The sequence below is a fragment of the Sphaerisporangium rubeum genome, assembly GCF_014207705.1.
Taxonomy (GTDB): Bacteria; Actinomycetota; Actinomycetes; order Streptosporangiales; family Streptosporangiaceae; genus Sphaerisporangium; species Sphaerisporangium rubeum.
In genome coordinates, this window is the sequence record NZ_JACHIU010000001.1 from 2,513,205 (window position 1) to 2,530,494 (window position 17,290).

14 protein-coding genes are annotated in these 17,290 nt (G+C 71.2%); 7 read left to right on the plus strand and 7 right to left on the minus strand.

Translation table 11 applies throughout. The annotated features are described in order from the left end of the window. Window positions 1–46: 46 nt before the first annotated feature. Window positions 47–214 carry a hypothetical protein gene (locus tag BJ992_RS10705; protein WP_184989471.1) on the plus strand — a complete coding sequence of 56 codons (168 nt, stop codon included), beginning with the start codon at window positions 47–49 and terminating at the stop codon, window positions 212–214. 70 nt (window positions 215–284) lie between these two features. Here BJ992_RS10705 and BJ992_RS10710 read toward each other — a convergent pair whose 3' ends face one another. The 3 genes from BJ992_RS10710 to BJ992_RS10720 form a co-directional block, all read right to left on the minus strand. Then, a complete protein-coding gene (locus BJ992_RS10710) occupies window positions 285–1,613 on the minus strand; it encodes a hypothetical protein (protein WP_246496596.1) in 1,329 nt (442 codons plus the stop codon). 139 nt (window positions 1,614–1,752) lie between these two features. Next, window positions 1,753–2,628, minus strand: coding sequence for an ABC transporter permease (locus BJ992_RS10715; RefSeq protein WP_246496597.1), 876 nt, complete (start codon window positions 2,626–2,628; stop codon window positions 1,753–1,755). Continuing rightward, entirely contained in the window at window positions 2,625–5,252 is a 2,628-nt protein-coding gene (locus BJ992_RS10720; protein WP_184980020.1) for an alpha/beta fold hydrolase, read from the minus strand. The genes BJ992_RS10715 and BJ992_RS10720 overlap by 4 nt, the downstream gene beginning before the upstream one ends. Before the next feature lie 133 nt (window positions 5,253–5,385). Here BJ992_RS10720 and BJ992_RS10725 point away from each other — a divergent pair, with 133 nt between their 5' ends. Then, entirely contained in the window at window positions 5,386–6,585 is a 1,200-nt protein-coding gene (locus tag BJ992_RS10725) for a hypothetical protein (protein WP_184980022.1), read from the plus strand. A gap of 109 nt (window positions 6,586–6,694) precedes the next feature. On the opposite strand, the gene BJ992_RS34230 is transcribed toward BJ992_RS10725, so the two are convergent. Further along, complete coding sequence (locus BJ992_RS34230) at window positions 6,695–7,738, minus strand: copper resistance D family protein (protein ID WP_343072592.1); 1,044 nt, start codon at window positions 7,736–7,738, stop codon at window positions 6,695–6,697. Window positions 7,739–7,946: 208 nt separating this feature from the next. After that, window positions 7,947–8,552, minus strand: coding sequence for a copper resistance protein CopC (locus BJ992_RS10735; RefSeq protein ID WP_184980026.1), 606 nt, complete (start codon window positions 8,550–8,552; stop codon window positions 7,947–7,949). A gap of 267 nt (window positions 8,553–8,819) precedes the next feature. On the opposite strand from BJ992_RS10735, the gene BJ992_RS10740 reads away from it, so the two are divergent. Then, entirely contained in the window at window positions 8,820–10,109 is a 1,290-nt protein-coding gene (locus BJ992_RS10740; RefSeq protein WP_343072593.1) for an MFS transporter, read from the plus strand. Here BJ992_RS10740 and BJ992_RS10745 read toward each other — a convergent pair. Then, window positions 10,045–11,178, minus strand: a complete 1,134-nt coding sequence (locus tag BJ992_RS10745; RefSeq protein WP_184980028.1) for a Gfo/Idh/MocA family protein — start codon at window positions 11,176–11,178, stop codon at window positions 10,045–10,047. The two genes, BJ992_RS10740 and BJ992_RS10745, sit on opposite strands and share 65 nt — an antisense overlap. Window positions 11,179–11,297: 119 nt before the next feature. Then, a complete protein-coding gene (locus BJ992_RS10750; RefSeq protein ID WP_184980030.1) occupies window positions 11,298–12,311 on the minus strand; it encodes a LacI family DNA-binding transcriptional regulator in 1,014 nt (337 codons plus the stop codon). A 273-nt stretch (window positions 12,312–12,584) separates the two neighbouring features. Here BJ992_RS10750 and BJ992_RS10755 point away from each other — a divergent pair, with 273 nt between their 5' ends. From BJ992_RS10755 to BJ992_RS10770, 4 genes are all read left to right on the plus strand, one after another. Further along, window positions 12,585–13,853, plus strand: coding sequence for an extracellular solute-binding protein (locus BJ992_RS10755; RefSeq protein ID WP_343072594.1), 1,269 nt, complete (start codon window positions 12,585–12,587; stop codon window positions 13,851–13,853). A 113-nt stretch (window positions 13,854–13,966) separates the two neighbouring features. Next, window positions 13,967–14,968 carry a carbohydrate ABC transporter permease gene (locus BJ992_RS10760; protein ID WP_184980032.1) on the plus strand — a complete coding sequence of 334 codons (1,002 nt, stop codon included), beginning with the start codon at window positions 13,967–13,969 and terminating at the stop codon, window positions 14,966–14,968. Next, window positions 14,965–15,840, plus strand: a complete 876-nt coding sequence (locus BJ992_RS10765) for a carbohydrate ABC transporter permease (protein WP_184980034.1) — start codon at window positions 14,965–14,967, stop codon at window positions 15,838–15,840. The genes BJ992_RS10760 and BJ992_RS10765 overlap by 4 nt, the downstream gene beginning before the upstream one ends. A 67-nt stretch (window positions 15,841–15,907) precedes the next feature. Then, a complete protein-coding gene (locus tag BJ992_RS10770; protein WP_184980036.1) occupies window positions 15,908–17,281 on the plus strand; it encodes a glycoside hydrolase family 5 protein in 1,374 nt (457 codons plus the stop codon). Window positions 17,282–17,290 lie beyond the last annotated feature (9 nt).

Consider the following 17,290-nt stretch of genomic DNA (forward strand, 5'->3'; position numbering starts at 1 on the left):
CCCAGGGAGACGATCAGGCGTGGCCCGGTCCGCGTAGCATGGTGGCGTGACTGTGCACGAGCCGGATGACCTCCGTCCGGTGGACCTCTTCGACGAGGGACTGCCGGTGCTGCCCGACCAGACGAACGACGACACCGACTCAGGGTGGGGCGAGTGGCGCTCCACCGACGACGTGTCACGTTTCCTCGAGGAACGTCCGCCGCACTGGGACTGATCCGGGCATGACGCGGCCCGGGAGGCGCCGCCTCCCGGGCCGTGCGAGACGCCGGGGTCACCTCACCGGATCAGACTCCGGGGGACGCGCCGTTCATCGACAGCACCGGAGCCTCGGGCTGCTCGGCACGGTCGGTGTGGTTGCCGGTGTGGGTGTCGGTGTCGGTGCCGTCGGGGACCACGATGGCGGGGAAGGTGCCGGTGTCCACGATGCCGTGCTCCCGGTAGGCCGCCTCCAAGATGGCGTGCGCGCGGGGTTCGAGCTTCCACAGCGCGCGGTACTCACGCGCGGTCGCGAGCGACACCCCCGTCTCCTTGGCGATGTCGGCCGCACGCGGCACGAAACGGCGCTCGATCTGCTTGTCCCAGTACGCTCTGGCGGCACGCTGCAGCGCGGCACGCTGCGCGGGCTCGACCACCGGAGCGGACTGGTGCGTCATCTCCGGCTCCTCCTCGTCGTCGTCCACGTGCGACCCGCCGGCCGCGGCACCCACCGGAGGCAGCGCGTGCGGACCGGGCCGCTGCTGCTCCTCCTGCTCGGGCTCCCACGGCACCGGCGGACGCAGGTCGATCAGCGCGCTGGTGTTGTACAGAGCGCCGATCTGGGACAGCAGGGCCTCCTGCCGCGCCGGGTCGACCGCGAGACCGGTGTGCTCCACGGCCTGGTCCATCACGCGGTCCAGCTTGGCGAGCGCCACCCGCATGCGGCGGTCGGACGCGCCGGCCTCGCGCAGCGCGCGGGCCCGCTTGGCGGCCAGCGCCACCCGGGTCAGCCTGCGGTGCGCGTCGACCTCGGTCACCGTGCGGTCGCTCACCTCGGCGAGGCCGAGACGCACCATCGCGCGCTCGGTGGTGAACCGCCACTTGATGCGCGAACGGCCGGTGATGCGGTGCCGCTCGATGGCCATGCCGCGCTCCCACAGCCACGCCGCGACGAGCGGCGCCGCCAGGCGGAAGATCGCCTCGGCCAGGCTGCGCGCGTCGAGGCTGGACAGCACGGCCGACAGGCCGGTGAGCACCCACACGGCGATGCCGTCGATGCCGGCCGAATAGTTCTCACGCATGTTGCGCCGCGCGCGGACCGCGCTGGTGATGACCGCGACCTCGATGAAGGCGAAGAGCAGCAGGCGCAGCGGCCCGTCGAAGCCGAGCACGTCACCGGAGAATCGCCACATGCCCTGCGCGGACACCCCCGTGGCGATGGAGGCGGCGACGATGGTGAGGATGTCCTCGGCCGGCCGGTTGGCCGCGAACCGGCGGAAGGTGGTGGACCCGGCGCGGTACGTGGCCCGGAGCGCGAGGAACGCGAGGACCAGCAGGATCAGGGCGAAGACACAGATGACGGCCGTTCCGACCGGATTGTTCGACGCGAAAGTGGTTATCTGATCAATGGGGGGCATCAGTCACTGTCCGTCATGCTCGATATCCGACAGGATTTACCGAGAGGATCATTGCAGAACATCGGCCCCGATGTTCCGTGAACCCCCGTGGATCTCACAGAAAGTATCGGATCACTCCCGTCCCGCAGGCATCACGGGATCAGGACACGACGTCCTTGCTGCGGAAACGGCGGAACGCCAGGGCCAGGAGCACCACGGCGTACGTCACCGAGAGCGCCGCACCCCTGACCATGCCGCTCCAGTCGAGCTCCGGCACGAGAGCGTCCAGCCAGGCGGTGTTCCAGAACGTCGGCAGGAACTCGCGCAGCCCGCCGAGCGCCTCCACCGCCTGCAGGATGTTGCTGACGATGACCAGCCCCACCGCGCCGCCGACCGCGCCGAGCGGCGAGTCGGTGCTCACCGACAGCAGGAACGCCAGCGCCGCCACGACGAGCTGGCTGACCAGGGAGTACCCGATGACGATGCCGAACCGCGGCAGCACGGCGGCGGCCGGGATCACGTCGCCGGTGCCGGGGAGCTGGACGTCGTTCCACCCGAAGGCGACCGTGCCGGCCAGCAGCGCCATCAACGGCAGCGCGATCACCGCCACCGCCGAGTAGCCGAGCGCGACGATCAGTTTGTGCCGCAGCAGCCTGCCGCGCGGCACCGGCGCGGCCAGCAGGTAACGCAGCGACGACCAGTTGGCCTCGCTCGCCACGGTGTCGCCGCAGAACAACGCGACCGCGACGACCAGCAGCAGGGACGCCGACACCGACAGCACGAACGCGGCGAAGTTCAGGCCACCCTGCGTCGCGAGGTCCGACAGGCGGAACCCGCCGGGCCTGGCCGGCGCGGGGCCGAGCGCGAACGCCACCACGAGGATCCACGGCAACGCCAGCAGCAGGCCGAACATCACCATGGTGCGGCGGCGCCTGAACTGCCGCACCACCTCGACCCGCAGCGGCAGCGTGCGGCCGGGGGAGTACCCCGGGCTCACCTCGCTCGTCCCGGTCATCGTCTCTCCCGCGCGTGTCATGATCGTTCCTGGATCAGGTCGAGGAAGACCTCTTCCAGGCGTGCCTTGTGGCCGTTGGCCGGAGCGGCCCCCACCAGCAGGTCCGACACCCGGCCCGCGGTGACCAGCCGGCCGCGGTGCATCACCACCACGTGGTCGCACACCTGCTCCACCTCGGCGAGCAGGTGGCTGGAGACGATCACGGTACGGCCGTCGCGCGCGTACCGGATCAGCACCCGCCGCATCTCGGCGATCTGCGGCGGGTCGAGCCCGTTGGTCGGCTCGTCGAGCACCAGCAGGTCCGGCAGGCCCAGCATGGCCTGCGCGATGGCGAGCCGCTGCCGCATGCCCTGCGAGTACGTGCGCACGGCCCGCTCCAGCGCGTCGCCGAGCCCGGCGATCTCCAGGGCCTCCTCCATGTGCGCGTCCGCCTCGGGACGGCCGGTGGCCCGCCAGTACAGGCGCAGGTTCTCCCGGCCGGACAGGTGCGGCAGGAAACCCGGCCCCTCGACGAAACAGCCGAGCCGGGACAGCACCGGGGCCCCCGGGGCGACCGGGTGGCCGAACACCTTGATCTCGCCGGCGTCGGGGTGGATGAGGCCCATCAGCATGCGCATCGTGGTCGTCTTCCCCGCGCCGTTCGGCCCGAGCAGGCCGAGCACCTGGCCGCGCTCCACCCGGAACGACAGGCCGTCCACGGCGAGCTCGCCGTCCCGGTACCGCTTGGTCAGCCCGGTGATCTCCAGCGGCACGTCGGGGTCGCCGGGACGGCCCTTCGCCGCGCGGCGGCGGCCGGTGAGCGCGACGATCGCCGCCACCACGGCGGCGGCCAGGGGAAGGGCCCAGACCGTCCAGCTCACGCCGCCTCTGGCGAGACGCAGCGACGGGTCGGTGGGGACCGTCACCACCGGGTCCGCCAGCGACACGCGGTGGACCGCCGGGTCGGTGGCCGCGGTGAACCCCATGTCGGTGGTGCTCACCGCGACCCGCAGCCGGTGACCGGGGGCCAGGCGATGGTCGATCGCCGGCAGTGCGACCGTGACCGGCGTGCCGTCCTCGGTGGCCGTCACCCGGAACGGCGCCACGAGCCCCTGCGGGAGCAGCGGCCGGGGCCCGCCGACGTCGTACACCTTGGCGAACAACGAGACCTCGCCGGTGCCGCGCACCCGCAGCCGCACCACCGGCGACCCCGTCACCTGGAGCGACCCGCCGAGCGGCGCCGAGTCGAACACCGCGACCTGGCCCGGCATGTCCAGCGATGCCCCCGCGCCGGTCGCGCCGCTCAGCAGCGCGCCGAGCCCCGGCACCGACGACAGCGCGGCAGGCGACCCGCCTGGCGGCGTCGCCACCGCCTGCTCACCCCCGCCGAGCCGCACCGGGACCGCCGCGGTCCCCGCGAGCCCCGGATACGTCGCGGCCGTCGCGTGCTCCAGGACCGGCCGCCGCGTCCCCGGATCCCGGCCGCCGTCCCGCGTCACCGTGAACGCCTCCCCGGCGGCCCCGCCGTCCTTCTTCAGCCACCGGTCGAACCACGCCGCCGTCCGCTCACCGAGCCAGTCAGGCTCTCCGTCCCCGCCGTCGTGACCTCCGTCGAACCACGCCACCTCCACCGGCGCACCCGTCGCCGCGATGGCCCGTGCGTTGGCGTCCGCGTGCGCGATGGGGAACAACGAGTCCCGCTTCCCCTGGATGAGCAGGGTCGGCACCCGGATCCGGCCCGGCACGGACACCGGGCTGGAGGCCCGCAGCAGCCGCACCGCCTCAGGCGTGGCCCGTCCCGTCCTCGCCACCTGCAGATAGATGTCACAGATCGCCGGCAGGAACCGTCCGCACTGAACCTCCCGTCCCGCGTCCCCGCCAGGCGAGGCGGGGGAACCGGTACCGGGGGAGGCCGCCGGGGTCGCGCCGGCTCCTCCCGGCGCCTCCGCCGGGGTCTCAGGCGTGGGCCGCGTGTCCGAGGAGCCGCCGGCCGGTGGCGCGAGCAGGCCGCCGCCGCCGGAGGCCAGAGGGGAGTCGCTCGCGCGGCTGAAGAACAGCGCGGCCCACATGCGCTTGAACACGCCGTTCTCCGGGCCGCGACCCGAGGCGTCGGGGAACAGCGCGTCGGCGAGGTCGTACCACGTGATCTGCGGCACGAGCGCGTCGATCCGCGCGTCGTACGCCGCCGCCATCAGGGATATCGCGCCGCCGTACGAGCCGCCGGCCGCGCCGACACGAGGGTCGCCAGGCGCGTCGAGCAGCACCTCGGGCCGCTTCGCCAGCCAGTCGACGAGCTGGCGCACGTCCTTGACCTCGTAGTCGGGGGAGTTGAGCGCGATCTCGCCGGTGGAGGCGCCGAACCCCCGCGCCGACCAGGTGAGCACCGCGTACCCGCGCGCGGCGAGCGACTCGGCCTCGGTGCGGACACTGCGCTTGCTGCCGCCGAACCCGTGCGCCAGCAGCACCGCCGGGGCCTTCCCCCCACCCGCCGGCGGGAAGAACGTCGCGTCGAGCGTGACCCGCTGGTCGTCCCCCGGCCCGTCGACGACCGCGATCCGCTCCTCCAGACCACCCCCGGCGCCGCCGGACGGCCACAGAGCCCAGCCCCCCACCCCCAGCACCACCACGACGACCAGCGCCGCCGTCCACCGCCCCACGAGCTTCATGCCGCGAGCCTACTGACGCCACCTGAGAGATCGCTGAGCCGCCACACCGCCGGACCGGTGGCACGGGAACGGTCCGTTATCAGGGAAGTCCCTGATTGCGGAGCATGCGCCAGGAGCGGCATCATTTCTTCGCGTGAGCGAAGGCACGCGTTTCGAGACCGCGGCGGGGTCCGGCAAGGGCAGGGTCGCGAGGGCGGTGGAGTGGGCCACTCCGTACTGGACGCGGGGGGAGGCGGGCCGGGAGACCCCCGCCGACCTGGTGCGGGTGATGTACACCGCGTGGATCGTCGCGTTCGGGCTCAAGGTGCTCGGCGCGTCGTGGGACGTGTCGTGGCACTTCAAGTGGCTGCGGGACGATCTGGCGCCGCCGCACCTGCTGAACAGCGCGGGGACGGCCATCGTGGTCGTGCTCACGATCGTGCACTGGTACACCGGGTACGGCGTGGACCGGGTCGCGCAGCGGCTGATCCAGTGGGGCACGGGGGTCTTCCTCATCGCGGTGCCGCTCGACCTGATCAACCACCGGGTGAACGGGCTCGACATCACCTCGTGGAGCCCGTCCCACATGCTGCTGTACGTCGGGACCGCCTTCATGATCGCCGGAGTGGCCCGCGGCTGGTACGTCAGCGCGCCGCGCACCCGGAGCCGTCCGGTCGTCCTCGGCGCGTTCTTCCTGTTCTTCCTGGAGAACGTGCTGTTCCCGAGCGAGCACCAGGAGTACGGCGTCCTGGAGCTGGCCTCGTGGGACCGCGGGTCGCCGTACGCCGAGCCGAGCCTCATCAACTTCGCGGCGCAGCAGATGGGCCGCGCCGTCGACCGCGGCATGGTGGAGAAGTTCTCCCTGCCGGTCCCCGACTGGGTGTACCCCGTGTGGTACGGCGTCGCGGCCGTTCTCGTGCTCGTCGCGGCGCGCAAGCTGGTCGGCCTGCGCTGGACCGCGACCTCCGTCGCCGTCGTGTACGTCGCCTACCGCGCCGTCATCTGGCCGCTCCTGGTGCTCGGCGGCTTCCCCCCGTCGGCCGTCCCGTTCTTCCTGGTGATCGCCGGCGTCTGCGTGGACGTGGCCTTCCTGATCCCCTGGACGTACCTGCGTCCGGTGCTCGGCGCCGCACTCACCACCGCCGGCGTCTACGGCGGCCTCACCCTCCAGGACCGCGTCCTGGAGGCCCCCCCGTTCCTGATGGCCTCGGCCCCGGCCACCGCCGCCGCGGTCGCCGCAGCCTGGCTCGCCTTCGAATGGTGGCACTCCAGAACCACCCGCAGGCGCACCCCGGCCCCTGACCCGGCCCCCGACCCCGCACCGGCCCCCGCGACCGGCCCCGTCACCCCGTGACCCCGGCTCCGCACAAGCCCTGGTGACCGGCCCATGACCCCCGGCTCCGCGACCGGCCGACACCGGCCGTACGGTCCCCGGTCTCACGACGAGGTGGACCGGGCCGGGGTCAGGCGACCGGGGCCCGGGTGAGGGCCACGGCGACGCCGTAGGCGAGGCCCATCACGGTGAGTTCCACGGTGGCCCACGCCGCGAAGGCGGCCGGGCGGCCGGAGCGGACGGCGGGGAGCAGGCGCCAGCGGATGTGCGCGCCTGCCACGGCGACGACGGCGGCCAGGAGGGTCTTGAGGACCACCAGCCGGCCGTAGTGCGTGGTGAGCAGCGAGCCCGGCAGGGTCGTGGTGGGGGAGAGCGCGAGCTCCACGAGCGCGTTGAACAGGCCGGAGAGGGTGACGACGACCAGGGCCGCCGTGGCGAGCCGGGAGAACCTCGGCAGCGCGCGGGCCAGCAGGTCGCGCCGGCCCGCCAGCAGCACGGCGAGCGCCAGGAGGCCGCCGGTCCACGCCGACGCGCCGATGACGTGCAGCTCCATCGAGACCATGCTCAGGTCGTGCCAGTACCAGTTGCTCGCGTGGCCGCTCACCGGCAGCGGCAGCAGGCCGAACCCGGCCACCAGCACGCGCAGCTCGGCCGGCACCTTCTCGCCGAAACGCACCGCGAGCAGCGCGAAGAACGTGAACACCAGCGCGCACGCCGCGCTGATCACCAGCCCCTGACCCGACCCGATCAGCTCGACGTACGCACCGGGGTCCGGAACCTGACCCGGCATGACCTCCGCCGCGCCGAACACCATCGCGGCCAGCGCCGCGACGGCCCACCCGAACGCCGCGACCACGGCCCACTCCCTGGCCCGGCCCAGCACCCTCTCGGTCCGCTCGGGCTCGTCGAACCCCACGAGCTTCGGCAGCAGACTGAGCCCCACCGCCGCCAGCGCGCACAACACGAGCACCAGCCGCGCCACCGGCAACCCGTACTCCACCAGCGGCGGAGGCACCGCGATCCCCGGCACCGCCTCCGGCGACGTCCACCAGGTGGCCCCGAGCACGGCCAGCAAGGCCCCACCCGCCAGAGCCCCCACCGGCCCCCGCCGGCCACGCACCACTTCCGGCTCCGCCGCGGCCTCCACACCGAGCTCCTGCCCCACCGTGCTCACGCGCATCGCCTCCCGCCGGCCGTGGTCTCGACCTGGAACCTGTCCCGCACCATGCTCACGCGTCGCCTCTGGGAGGGCTCGACCTGGGACCTGTGCCTCACCATGCTCACGCGTCGCCTCTGGGAGGGCTCGACCTGGGACCTGTGCCTCACCATGCTCACGCGTCGCCTCTGCGGGGTCTCGACCTGAGGACTGTCACTCACCATGCTCATGCGCCGTGTCCCCCACTCGCCGGCGGCCGCCGCGCCACGACGGCGATGCCGAGGCCGGACACCAGGAGGGCCACCACCAGCAGCCCCCAGACCCACGACCCGCCTCCGCTCTGCGGCACGCCTGACGCGGCGGCTCCGGTCACCGGGTCACCTGGGCCCGGGGAAGCCGTCTCCGGCGCGACCTCCGGTGCCGGGCTCGCCGTGCGGTCCGGGGGAGAGGTGGCGCCGGTGGCGGACGAGGGGCCGGCGACGGTGAAGCGGATGGTGCCGGTGACCGGGTGGCCGTCGTTGGAGACGATCTGGTAGCCGATGGCGTACGCGCCGGCGGGACCGCCGGGGGGGAGCGGAGCGATCACCTTGCTGCCGCGGACCTCGACGCCGGTCACCGGGAGGGCCGCGCCACCGGGAAGGGTCAGGGCCAGCTTGGCGAACTCGGCACGCACCGGCTGGTCGAAGGTCAGCGTCGCGCGCTCGGGAAGCTCCTTCAGCATGGCGCCGTTCTTGGGGTCGCTCCCGGTCAGCACGTTGTGCGCCACGGCGGGGGTGACCACTGTGGCGAGCGCCGCGCACGCGACGAGCAGGACAGTGAGAAGTCGCCTCACCGGTTGTACGACCTTTCCTTCGACTGCATGTGACGCTGCCATGCTGCCACCGATGACGCGCACCCGGACCCGCCGCGGCCCCGCCTGTGGAAAACCACCCGCCGTGACCCCGGCCTGTGGACGACCAGTCCCTGTCGGACGCGCGGACCGGGGAGCCCGTGCCGGCCGCCGGGGAGATCGTCACCCCCGGGATCAGGGGGTTCCTCGCCGTGATCGGGGCCGTTACGATCGCCAGCATTTCCCGCCGTCACTGAGGGAGACACGCCGGTGACCACCACCCCCCCGGTTCCGCCGCCGCCACGCGAGTTACCCGAGGCGCTCGCCGAGCCGTTCAAACGGGTCGGCGCGCGATGGGTCACCTTGATCTCGCTGGTCAACCTCGCCTTGTGGATGGGGTACATCGGCCCCTTGCAGGTCCTGCTGCCGCGGCAGATCGAGGCGGCGGCGCCGGTGGGAAAGGAGGCGGTGCTCGCGTGGGTCACCGGGGTCGGCGCGGCGGTGGCCATGGTGTTCAACCCGGTGGCGGGTGCGTTGTCGGACCGGACGACCGGCAGGTTCGGTCGCAGGCATCCGTGGACGCTCGCCGGCGCGTTCGCGGGGGCCGCGGGGCTGGCGTTCCTGGCGTTCCAGGGGTCGGTGTGGGGGGTGGCGGTCGGCTGGTGCGTCACGCAGGCGGGGTTGAACGCGCTGCAGGCGTCGGTCACGGCGGGGGTGCCGGACCACGTGCCGGTGAGCCAGCGTGGCGCGGTGTCGGGGTGGATCGGGGTGCCGCAGGTCCTCGGGGTGGTGACCGCGGTGGTGCTGGTCACGGTTCTGTTCACCACCGTGCGGTCGGGGTACCTCGCGATCGCCGTGCTGATCCCTCTGATCACGTTGCCGTTCGTGCTGAGCACCTCCGACCCGCGGCTGCCGCGTGAGCACCGGCCGCCGTTCGAGGTGAAGGAGTTCCTGCGCGGTTTCTGGATCAGCCCGCGCGCTCACCCCGACTTCGCGTGGGCCTGGGTGACGCGTTTTCTGATGATGCTCGGCAACGCGCTGGCGTTGCTGTACTTGCTGTACTTCCTCGTCGACGCCGTGGGGTACGAGCGGCGCTACCCCGGCAGCCGCGCCGAGGACGGCCTGCTGGTGCTCATCCTGATCTACACCGCCGCGGTGGTGGCCACCACGGTGGTCGCCGGCGTGGTGTCCGACCGGCTCGGCCGCCGCCGGGCCCTGGTCTGTGTGTCCGGTGTGGTCAGCGCGATGCCGATGGCCCTTATGGCGTTCTGGCCGGAATGGCCGGTGATCATGGTCGGCGCGGGGCTGCTGGGGGTCGGGTACGGGATCTACCTGTCGGTGGACAGCGCGCTGGTCACCGAGGTGCTCCCCGCCGCCGCGGGCCGGGCCAAGGACCTCGGTGTGATCAACATCGCGAGCACGGGGCCGCAGGTGATCAGCCCCGTCATCGCCGGGCCGATCGTGGCGGGCTTCGGCGGCTACCCGGTGCTGTACCTCACCGCCGCCGTGGTGTCGGTCGTCGGCGGCCTGCTGGTCTGGCGCATCCGCCTGGTCGCCTGAGCGGGACGCCGGGCCGTCGCCGGACCGTCAGCGGGGTGGTGCCGCCGTCGAGCCGGTGGTAGAACGGGTTGTCCATCGTCAGGTCCGACCTGCGGACCGGCCGTCCGGTGAAGGCGGCGGCGTACAGCCCGGTGACGAACTCCAGCGTGGCACGGCTGTCCTTGCCGCTCATCGCGGGCCGTTCGCGGCGTTCGTAGGAGTCGAGCAGCGCGGCGAGCTGCGCGGCGTGCGAGCCCGCCACGTCGTCGGGGGGCTGCCACAGGTCGGGCCGCGAGCACGTCCAGTCGTCGTTGTGGTACCCGTTGACGTGCCGCAGCTCGACGGTGGCGCGGTCGAAGTCGAACCGCAGGTAGCTCTCCTCACGCGGGGAGAGCACGCTGTTGAGCACCGAGCCCATCGCGCCGTTGGCGAACCGCACCGAGGCCACCGAGACGTCCTCGGTCTCGACGGGCCGGTCCACCCGCCGGGCCATGGCCCTGATCTCCTCCCAGTCGCCGAACATCGACAACATGAGGTCCATCTGGTGGATGCCGTGCCCCATGGTCGGCCCGCCGCCTTCGGTGTCCCAGCGTCCCCGCCACGGCGCGGCGTAGTAGGAACGGTCTCGGTGCCAGGCGGTGACGCACAACGCCACCATGGGACGGCCGAGCTCGCCGGTCTCCACCAGGCGGCGCAGGTGGCGCGCGCCGGAGCCGAAGCGGTGCTGGAAGACCACGGCGGCGAAGGTGCCGCGCTCCGCCGCCGTGATCCGGTCGTGTTCCGCCAGTGACAGGCACGGCGGCTTCTCGCACCACACCCACGCTCCGGCTTTCAGGCAGTCGACCACCTGGCGTGCGTGCGCGTGCGGAGGGGTGCAGATGTGGACGATGTCGGGTCGTTCGCGCGCGAGCATCTCGTTGAGGCCGGAGTACGCCTGCGGGATGCCGTGTTCGCCGCAGAACGCCTTCACCCGCACGGAGTCGACGTCCACGGCGGCCACCACCTGGACGCGGTGCCGCTCGGCAGCCAGCGCCGGCATGTGACAGGCGGCGGCGACGCTCCCGGTGCCGGCGATGGCGACGCGGATCATCGCGCTCCCGAAACTTTCTCCAGAATTACGAGAGTTTTCGCGTCCGAAACCTAGAACGGATCGCGGCATGCGTCAAGACCCGCACTCTTACGGGTGCGGGTCCAGAAACTTTCGGCTGCTCACCGGCGCGGTGCGGTGGTGCTGTCTCTGATCAGGAGGTCGGTGGCCAGCTCCACGCGCCGCGTCTCCGGCGTCTCGCCGCGCGAGATGTCGAGCGCCATGCGGGTGGCGAGCGCCGCCATCTCCTCCAGCGGCTGGCGCACCGTGGTCAGCGGCGGCCACGCCGAGCGCGCGAGGGGGAGGTCGTCGAACCCGACCACGCTCAGATCGTCCGGCACCCGCAGCCCGGCGCGCCTGGCCGCCTCGAACACGCCGAACGCCTGCAGGTCGCTCCCGGCGAAGATGGCGGTCGGCGGGTCCGGCAGCTCCAGGAACTCCTTGCCGTACAGGTGGCCGGAGTTGACGAGGAAGTCGCCGTACCGGATCAGCCCGGGGTCGACCGGCACCCCCGCGGTCTCCAGGGCCGCGCGGTAGCCGTCGATGCGCGCGCGGCTGCACAGCATCTCCGGCGGGCCGCCGATCATGCCGATCCTGCGGTGGCCGAGCTCCAGCAGGTGCCGGGTGGCGGCCAGCCCGCCGTGCCAGTTGGTGGCGCCGACGGAGGCGACGTCGGGGGCCGGCTCGCCTTCGGGGTCCACGATGACGAACGGTATGGAGCGCGCGAGGAGCTGGCCGTGCTGGCGCCGGGTCAGCCGGGAGGCGACGAGCACCACCCCGTCGGTGCGGCGCGCGGCGATGCGGTCGAGCCAGTCGCGTCCGGGTCCTGAGTGGGTGTGCAGCACCGAGACGACCACGGCGGCCTCGGCCTCGCGCGCCGCCGTCTCGGCACCCCTGATGATCTCCATGGCCCAGGGGCTCTCAATCTCGGCGAACACCAGGTCGACCAGGCCGACCGGTCCGTCGCCCTGACCGGTTCTGCGCCGGTAGCCGTGCTCGTGAAGCAGGCGCTCCACCCGCCGGCGGGTATCGGGGGCGACCTCGGGCCGCCCGTTGACGACTTTTGAGACGGTCGGGACCGAGACCCCGGCCTGCTCGGCGATCAGGGCGATGGTGACCCGCCTCTTCACTGACATGCCAGGGAGTTTATCCGAAAGCTTTCGGTTGCGGCTGCGTAGGGCACCATGTGCAACTTCGCAAGTCCCGAGCCACGAGGGTTCAGGTTCCTGTAACGGTTCCGGCCAGGCTATTGACGCGTTACACGCGGTTTACGTACTCTCCGGGTCACGAAACATTCGGGGTTGCCAAAGAAAGTTTCAGAAACTCGCGGGAGTGGCCGGGAGTTCTTCTGCGGTCCCCTCCCGTTGATCAAGAAGGGAACCACTGCGATGTCGTTGAGCCGGCGAGGTGTGGTTTTACTGGCCGCGAGCGCGCTGTTCATGGCGGGCTGTGGCGGTGGAGGAGGCGACACCGGCGCCGCGCCTGCGTCGTCGTCCGACGCCAAGGTCACCGTCGAGTGGTGGAACATCTCCACCACCGAGCCGCTCAAGTCGTTCTGGGTGAAGAAGGTCAAGGAGTACCAGGCCGCACACCCCAACGTCACGATTAAGAACGTACCCATCGAGAACGAGGCATTCAAGGCCAAAATCGCTACGGTTACCCAGTCCGGCAAGACTCCGGACCTCTTCACGACGTGGGGTGGCGGCGTCCTGAAGCAGCAGGTGGACGCCGGCCTGGTCAAGGACCTCTCCTCCGAGGCCGCGACCTGGCTCGCCGACTTCACCCCGGCGGCGCTGTCGGCGTACCAGTTCGACAGCAAGACCTACGCCGTGCCGCACGACATCGGCATGGTCGGCTTCTGGTACAACAAGAAGCTCTTCAACAAGGCCGGCATCACCGAGCCGCCGGCCACCTGGACCGCGTTCATCGACGCCGTGAAGAAGCTCAAGGGCTCCGGCACCACCCCGATCGCGCTCGCCGGCAAGGAGAAGTGGCCCGGCCACTACTACTGGGCCTACCTCGCGATGCGCATCGCGGGCCTCCCGGCGCTCCAGCAGGCCGCGGTCGACGACGACTTCAACAAGCCCGAGTTCATCCAGGCCGGGGTCAAGCTCAAGGAGCTCGCCGACCTCCAGCCGTTCCAGAAGGGCTTCCTCGGCGCCGGCTACGGCTCGACGGACGGCCAGGCCGCGCAGGTGTCCAACGGCAAGGCCGCCATGGAGCTGATGGGCCAGTGGGCCCCGACCGTGCAGAAGGACTCCGGCAAGGGCCTCGGCGAGGACCTCGGCTTCTTCCCGTTCCCGGCCGTCGAGGGCGGCAAGGGCAACATCGGTGACGCCTTCGGCGGTGGCGGCGGCTACGCGGTCGGCGTCAACGCGCCGCCGGCGGCCGTCGACTTCCTGAAGTTCATCTCCTCCGCCGAGCAGCACCGCCAGGAGGTCGAGACCGGTGCGGTACTGCCGGTCCTGAAGGGTGAGGAGTCCGTGGTCAAGGACCCGAACCTGTCGATCGTCGCCAACCAGCTCGCCGCCGCGACCGGCTTCCAGCTCTACCTGGACCAGGCGTACCCGCCGGCCGTCGGCCAGGAGGTCAACGACAGCGTCGCGGCCCTCATCGCGGGCCAGAAGACGCCTGAGCAGGTCGCCGATTCCATCACGCAGGTCGCCAAGTCCGAGTAGCAGCGCCGGCGCGGTTCCCGGCGCGTCCCCGCCACACGGGGTGCGCGTCGGGGGCCGTGACGCCGTACGAGACGCGCGGGCCGGTGCGAGCGGCCCGCGCGTGAAGGAGCGAGATGACACGTCCGGCGCTGACGGATGATCGACGGGGGATCGTGGCGAACCCGCCGGGCAGGGGAAGCCCGCCGGCCGCGCCGACGGCGCGCCGCCGCAAGACCAAAGGCCTGCTCACCATCACGTTGTTCATGCTGCCGGCCCTGGTGCTGTTCTGCCTGCTGGTGCTGGCTCCCATCCTGCTGGCGAGCTACACCAGCTTCTTCAAGTGGAACGGCCTCGGCGGCCTGCCGACACAGTTCATCGGCCTGGACAACTACACCAGGCTCCTTGAGGACCCCGTCTTCAAGGGAGACCTCGGACGCGGCCTGTTCCTGCTGGTCATGTCCCTGCTCATCCAGTTGCCGCTGTCCCTCGGCCTCGCCATGCTGCTCAACCAGCGCATGCGGGGACGAGCGTTCTACCGGCTGCTGTTCTTCGCGCCGTACGTCCTGTCCGAGGTCATCACCGGCGTGCTGTTCACCATGATCCTGTCGCCGGACGGGGGCCTGGCCAACCAGATCCTCGACGCCATCGGTCTCGGTTCGCTGCAGTCCACCTGGCTCGCCGAGCCGTCCACGGTGATGTACTCGATCTTCATCGTGATGACGTGGAAGTACTTCGGCTTCCACATGATCCTCTACTTGGCCGGCCGGCAGAGCATCCCCAAGGAGCTGACCGAGGCCGCCGCCATCGACGGCGCGGGGAGCTGGAAGCAGTTCCGCTACGTCACGCTGCCGCTGCTCGGGCCGACCATCAGGATCAGCGTCTTCCTGTCGATCATCGGCACGATCCAGCTCTTCGACCTGGTCTGGGTGCTCACCTCCGGAGGGCCGATCCACTCCTCCGAGACGATGGCCATCACGATGTTCCAGTTCGGCTTCAAACGCACGCAGATCGGCTACGCCAGCGCCATCAGCGTCGCCATGTTCCTCATCAGCCTGGTCTTCGCGCTCGGCTACCAGCGCTTCGTCATGCGCCGTGACACAGAAGGAGCCATCACCACCATGCGAGACCAGCGATGACGGCCACCCTCGACGGCCGCCGCCACGCGCGGCCCGCCAGGACGAGCCGGCGGAAGGTCGTCAAGGCGGTCTCCCTGCACACGATCGCCATCGTGATCGGCGCGATCGTCGTCATCCCGCTGCTGTTCGGCCTCATCGGCGGGTTCAAGACCACCGCGCAGCTGTCCACCAACCCCTTCGGCCTGCCGGACCCGTGGCAGCCGGGGAACTACACCGAGGTCATCTTCTCGGGGTCGTTCTGGCAGCAGGTGTGGAACAGCGTCTTCATCGCGATGGCCACCACCGTCATCGTCGTCGGGCTCGCGGCCATGGCGTCGTTCGTGTTCGCCAGATTCGCCTTCCGCGGCAGGGAGTTCTGGTTCCTGCTGTTCACCGTCGGGCTGATGTTCCCGTTCGCGGTGGCCACCTTGCCGCTGTTCGTCCTGCTGCGCTACATGGGGCTGCTGGACAACCCGCTCGGCGTGATCCTGCCGCAGGCGGCGTTCGGCCTGCCGGTCACCATCATCGTGCTGCGGTCGTTCTTCCGCACCATCCCGCGCGAGGTGGAGGAGGCCGCCACCATCGACGGGTGCAGCAGCTTCGGGTTCTTCTGGAGGATCCTGCTCCCGATGGCGAGGCCCGCGCTCGCCACGGTGTCGGTGCTCGCCATCGTCGGCAGCTGGAACAACTTCTTCCTGCCGCTGGTCATCCTGAACGACCCCGGTCTGTGGACGCTGCCGCTCGGCGTCCAGCAGTTCAACGGCCAGTACTCCTCGGACACCGCTCGCGTGCTCGCCTACGTGGTGCTCGCGATGGTACCCGCGCTCGCGTTCTACTCCGTGGCCGAACGCCAGCTCATCGGCGGCCTGACGGCGGGAGCCACCAAGGGATGACCCTTGCGGCCCCTTCCTCGCCGCGCGTGAGCCCCGGCGGCCCCTGACGCTTTCCCAAGGAGCATTGATGAACCTGCGTGTGTCCGGATCCCGCCTCGTCGCGGCCGACGGTACCCCGGTACGGCTGCGTGGAGTGGGCCTCGGGGGCTGGATGAACATGGAGAACTTCATCACCGGCTACCCGGCCAACGAGTCGTCGATGCGCGGCGCCGTGCGCGCCGTGCTCGGCGACGACCGGGCCGAGGCGTTCTTCGACCGGCTGATCACGTCGTTCTTCGGACCCGAGGACGCCGCGCTGCTCGCGCGGATCGGCATGAACTGCGTGCGCATCCCGGTGAACTACCGGCACTTCGAGTCCGACGAACGTCCGATGGAGATCATCGAGTCCGGGTTCCGGCACCTCGACCGGGTCATCGGACTGCTCGGCGAGCACGGCATCTACAGCGTCATCGACCTGCACGCGCTGCCGGGCTCGCAGAACCAGCACTGGCACTCGGACAACCCGACCCACGTCGCGTCCTTCTGGCTGCACCGGCACTTCCAGGACCGTGTGGTCCACCTGTGGGAGTTCATGGCCGACCGGTACAAGGACAACCCGTGGGTCGCCGGGTACAACCCGGTCAACGAGCCGGGTGACGTCTCCGGCCGGGTGATCGGCCCGTTCTACGACCGCCTGGTCAAGGCGCTGCGGGCCGTGGACCCCGGCCACGTGCTCTTCCTGGACGGCAACACCTACTCCACGGACTTCTCGATCTTCCGTGAGGTCTACGAGAACACAGTGTTCGTCTGCCACGACTACGCGCTCGCCGGCTTCGCGCACGGCGGGCCGTACCCGGGGTACACCCGCGGCGAGTGGGTGGACCGCGAGCAGCTCGAGCTGGCCTTCGAGCGGCGCACCGCGTTCCAGCGGGAGACCGGCACACCGCTGTGGGTCGGCGAGTTCGGCCCCGTCTACACCGGCGACCCGGTCGTCGACGAGATGCGGTACCAGGTCCTGTCGGACCAGCTGGAGATCTTCGACGCGCACGAGGCCGGCTGGTCGCTGTGGACGTACAAGGACGTCGGGCTCCAGGGGCTGGTGCACGCCGACCCCGCCGGGCCGTACCTGAGCCGGTTCGGCGACTTCATCGCCAAGAAGAAGCGGCTCGGCGCCGACCGGTGGGGCTCCACCATGGAGGAGTCCGGCGACGTGCTGACGCCGGTGCACCGCCTGGTGGAGGACGAGTTCCCCGACTGGAACCCCTACCCGTGGGGTGCCAGGTACCAGACCGACGACCTGATCAGGCACATCCTGATCGCGCAGGCCCTGCTGCCTGAGTACGCCGCGCTGTTCGCCGGCCTGGACGACGGCGAGCTCACCGCGCTCGCCGACTCGTTCACGCTGGACGGCTGCGTGCGCCGCGAACGGCTCATCGAGCTGCTCACCGGCAACCTGACCTGAGTCCGTCCG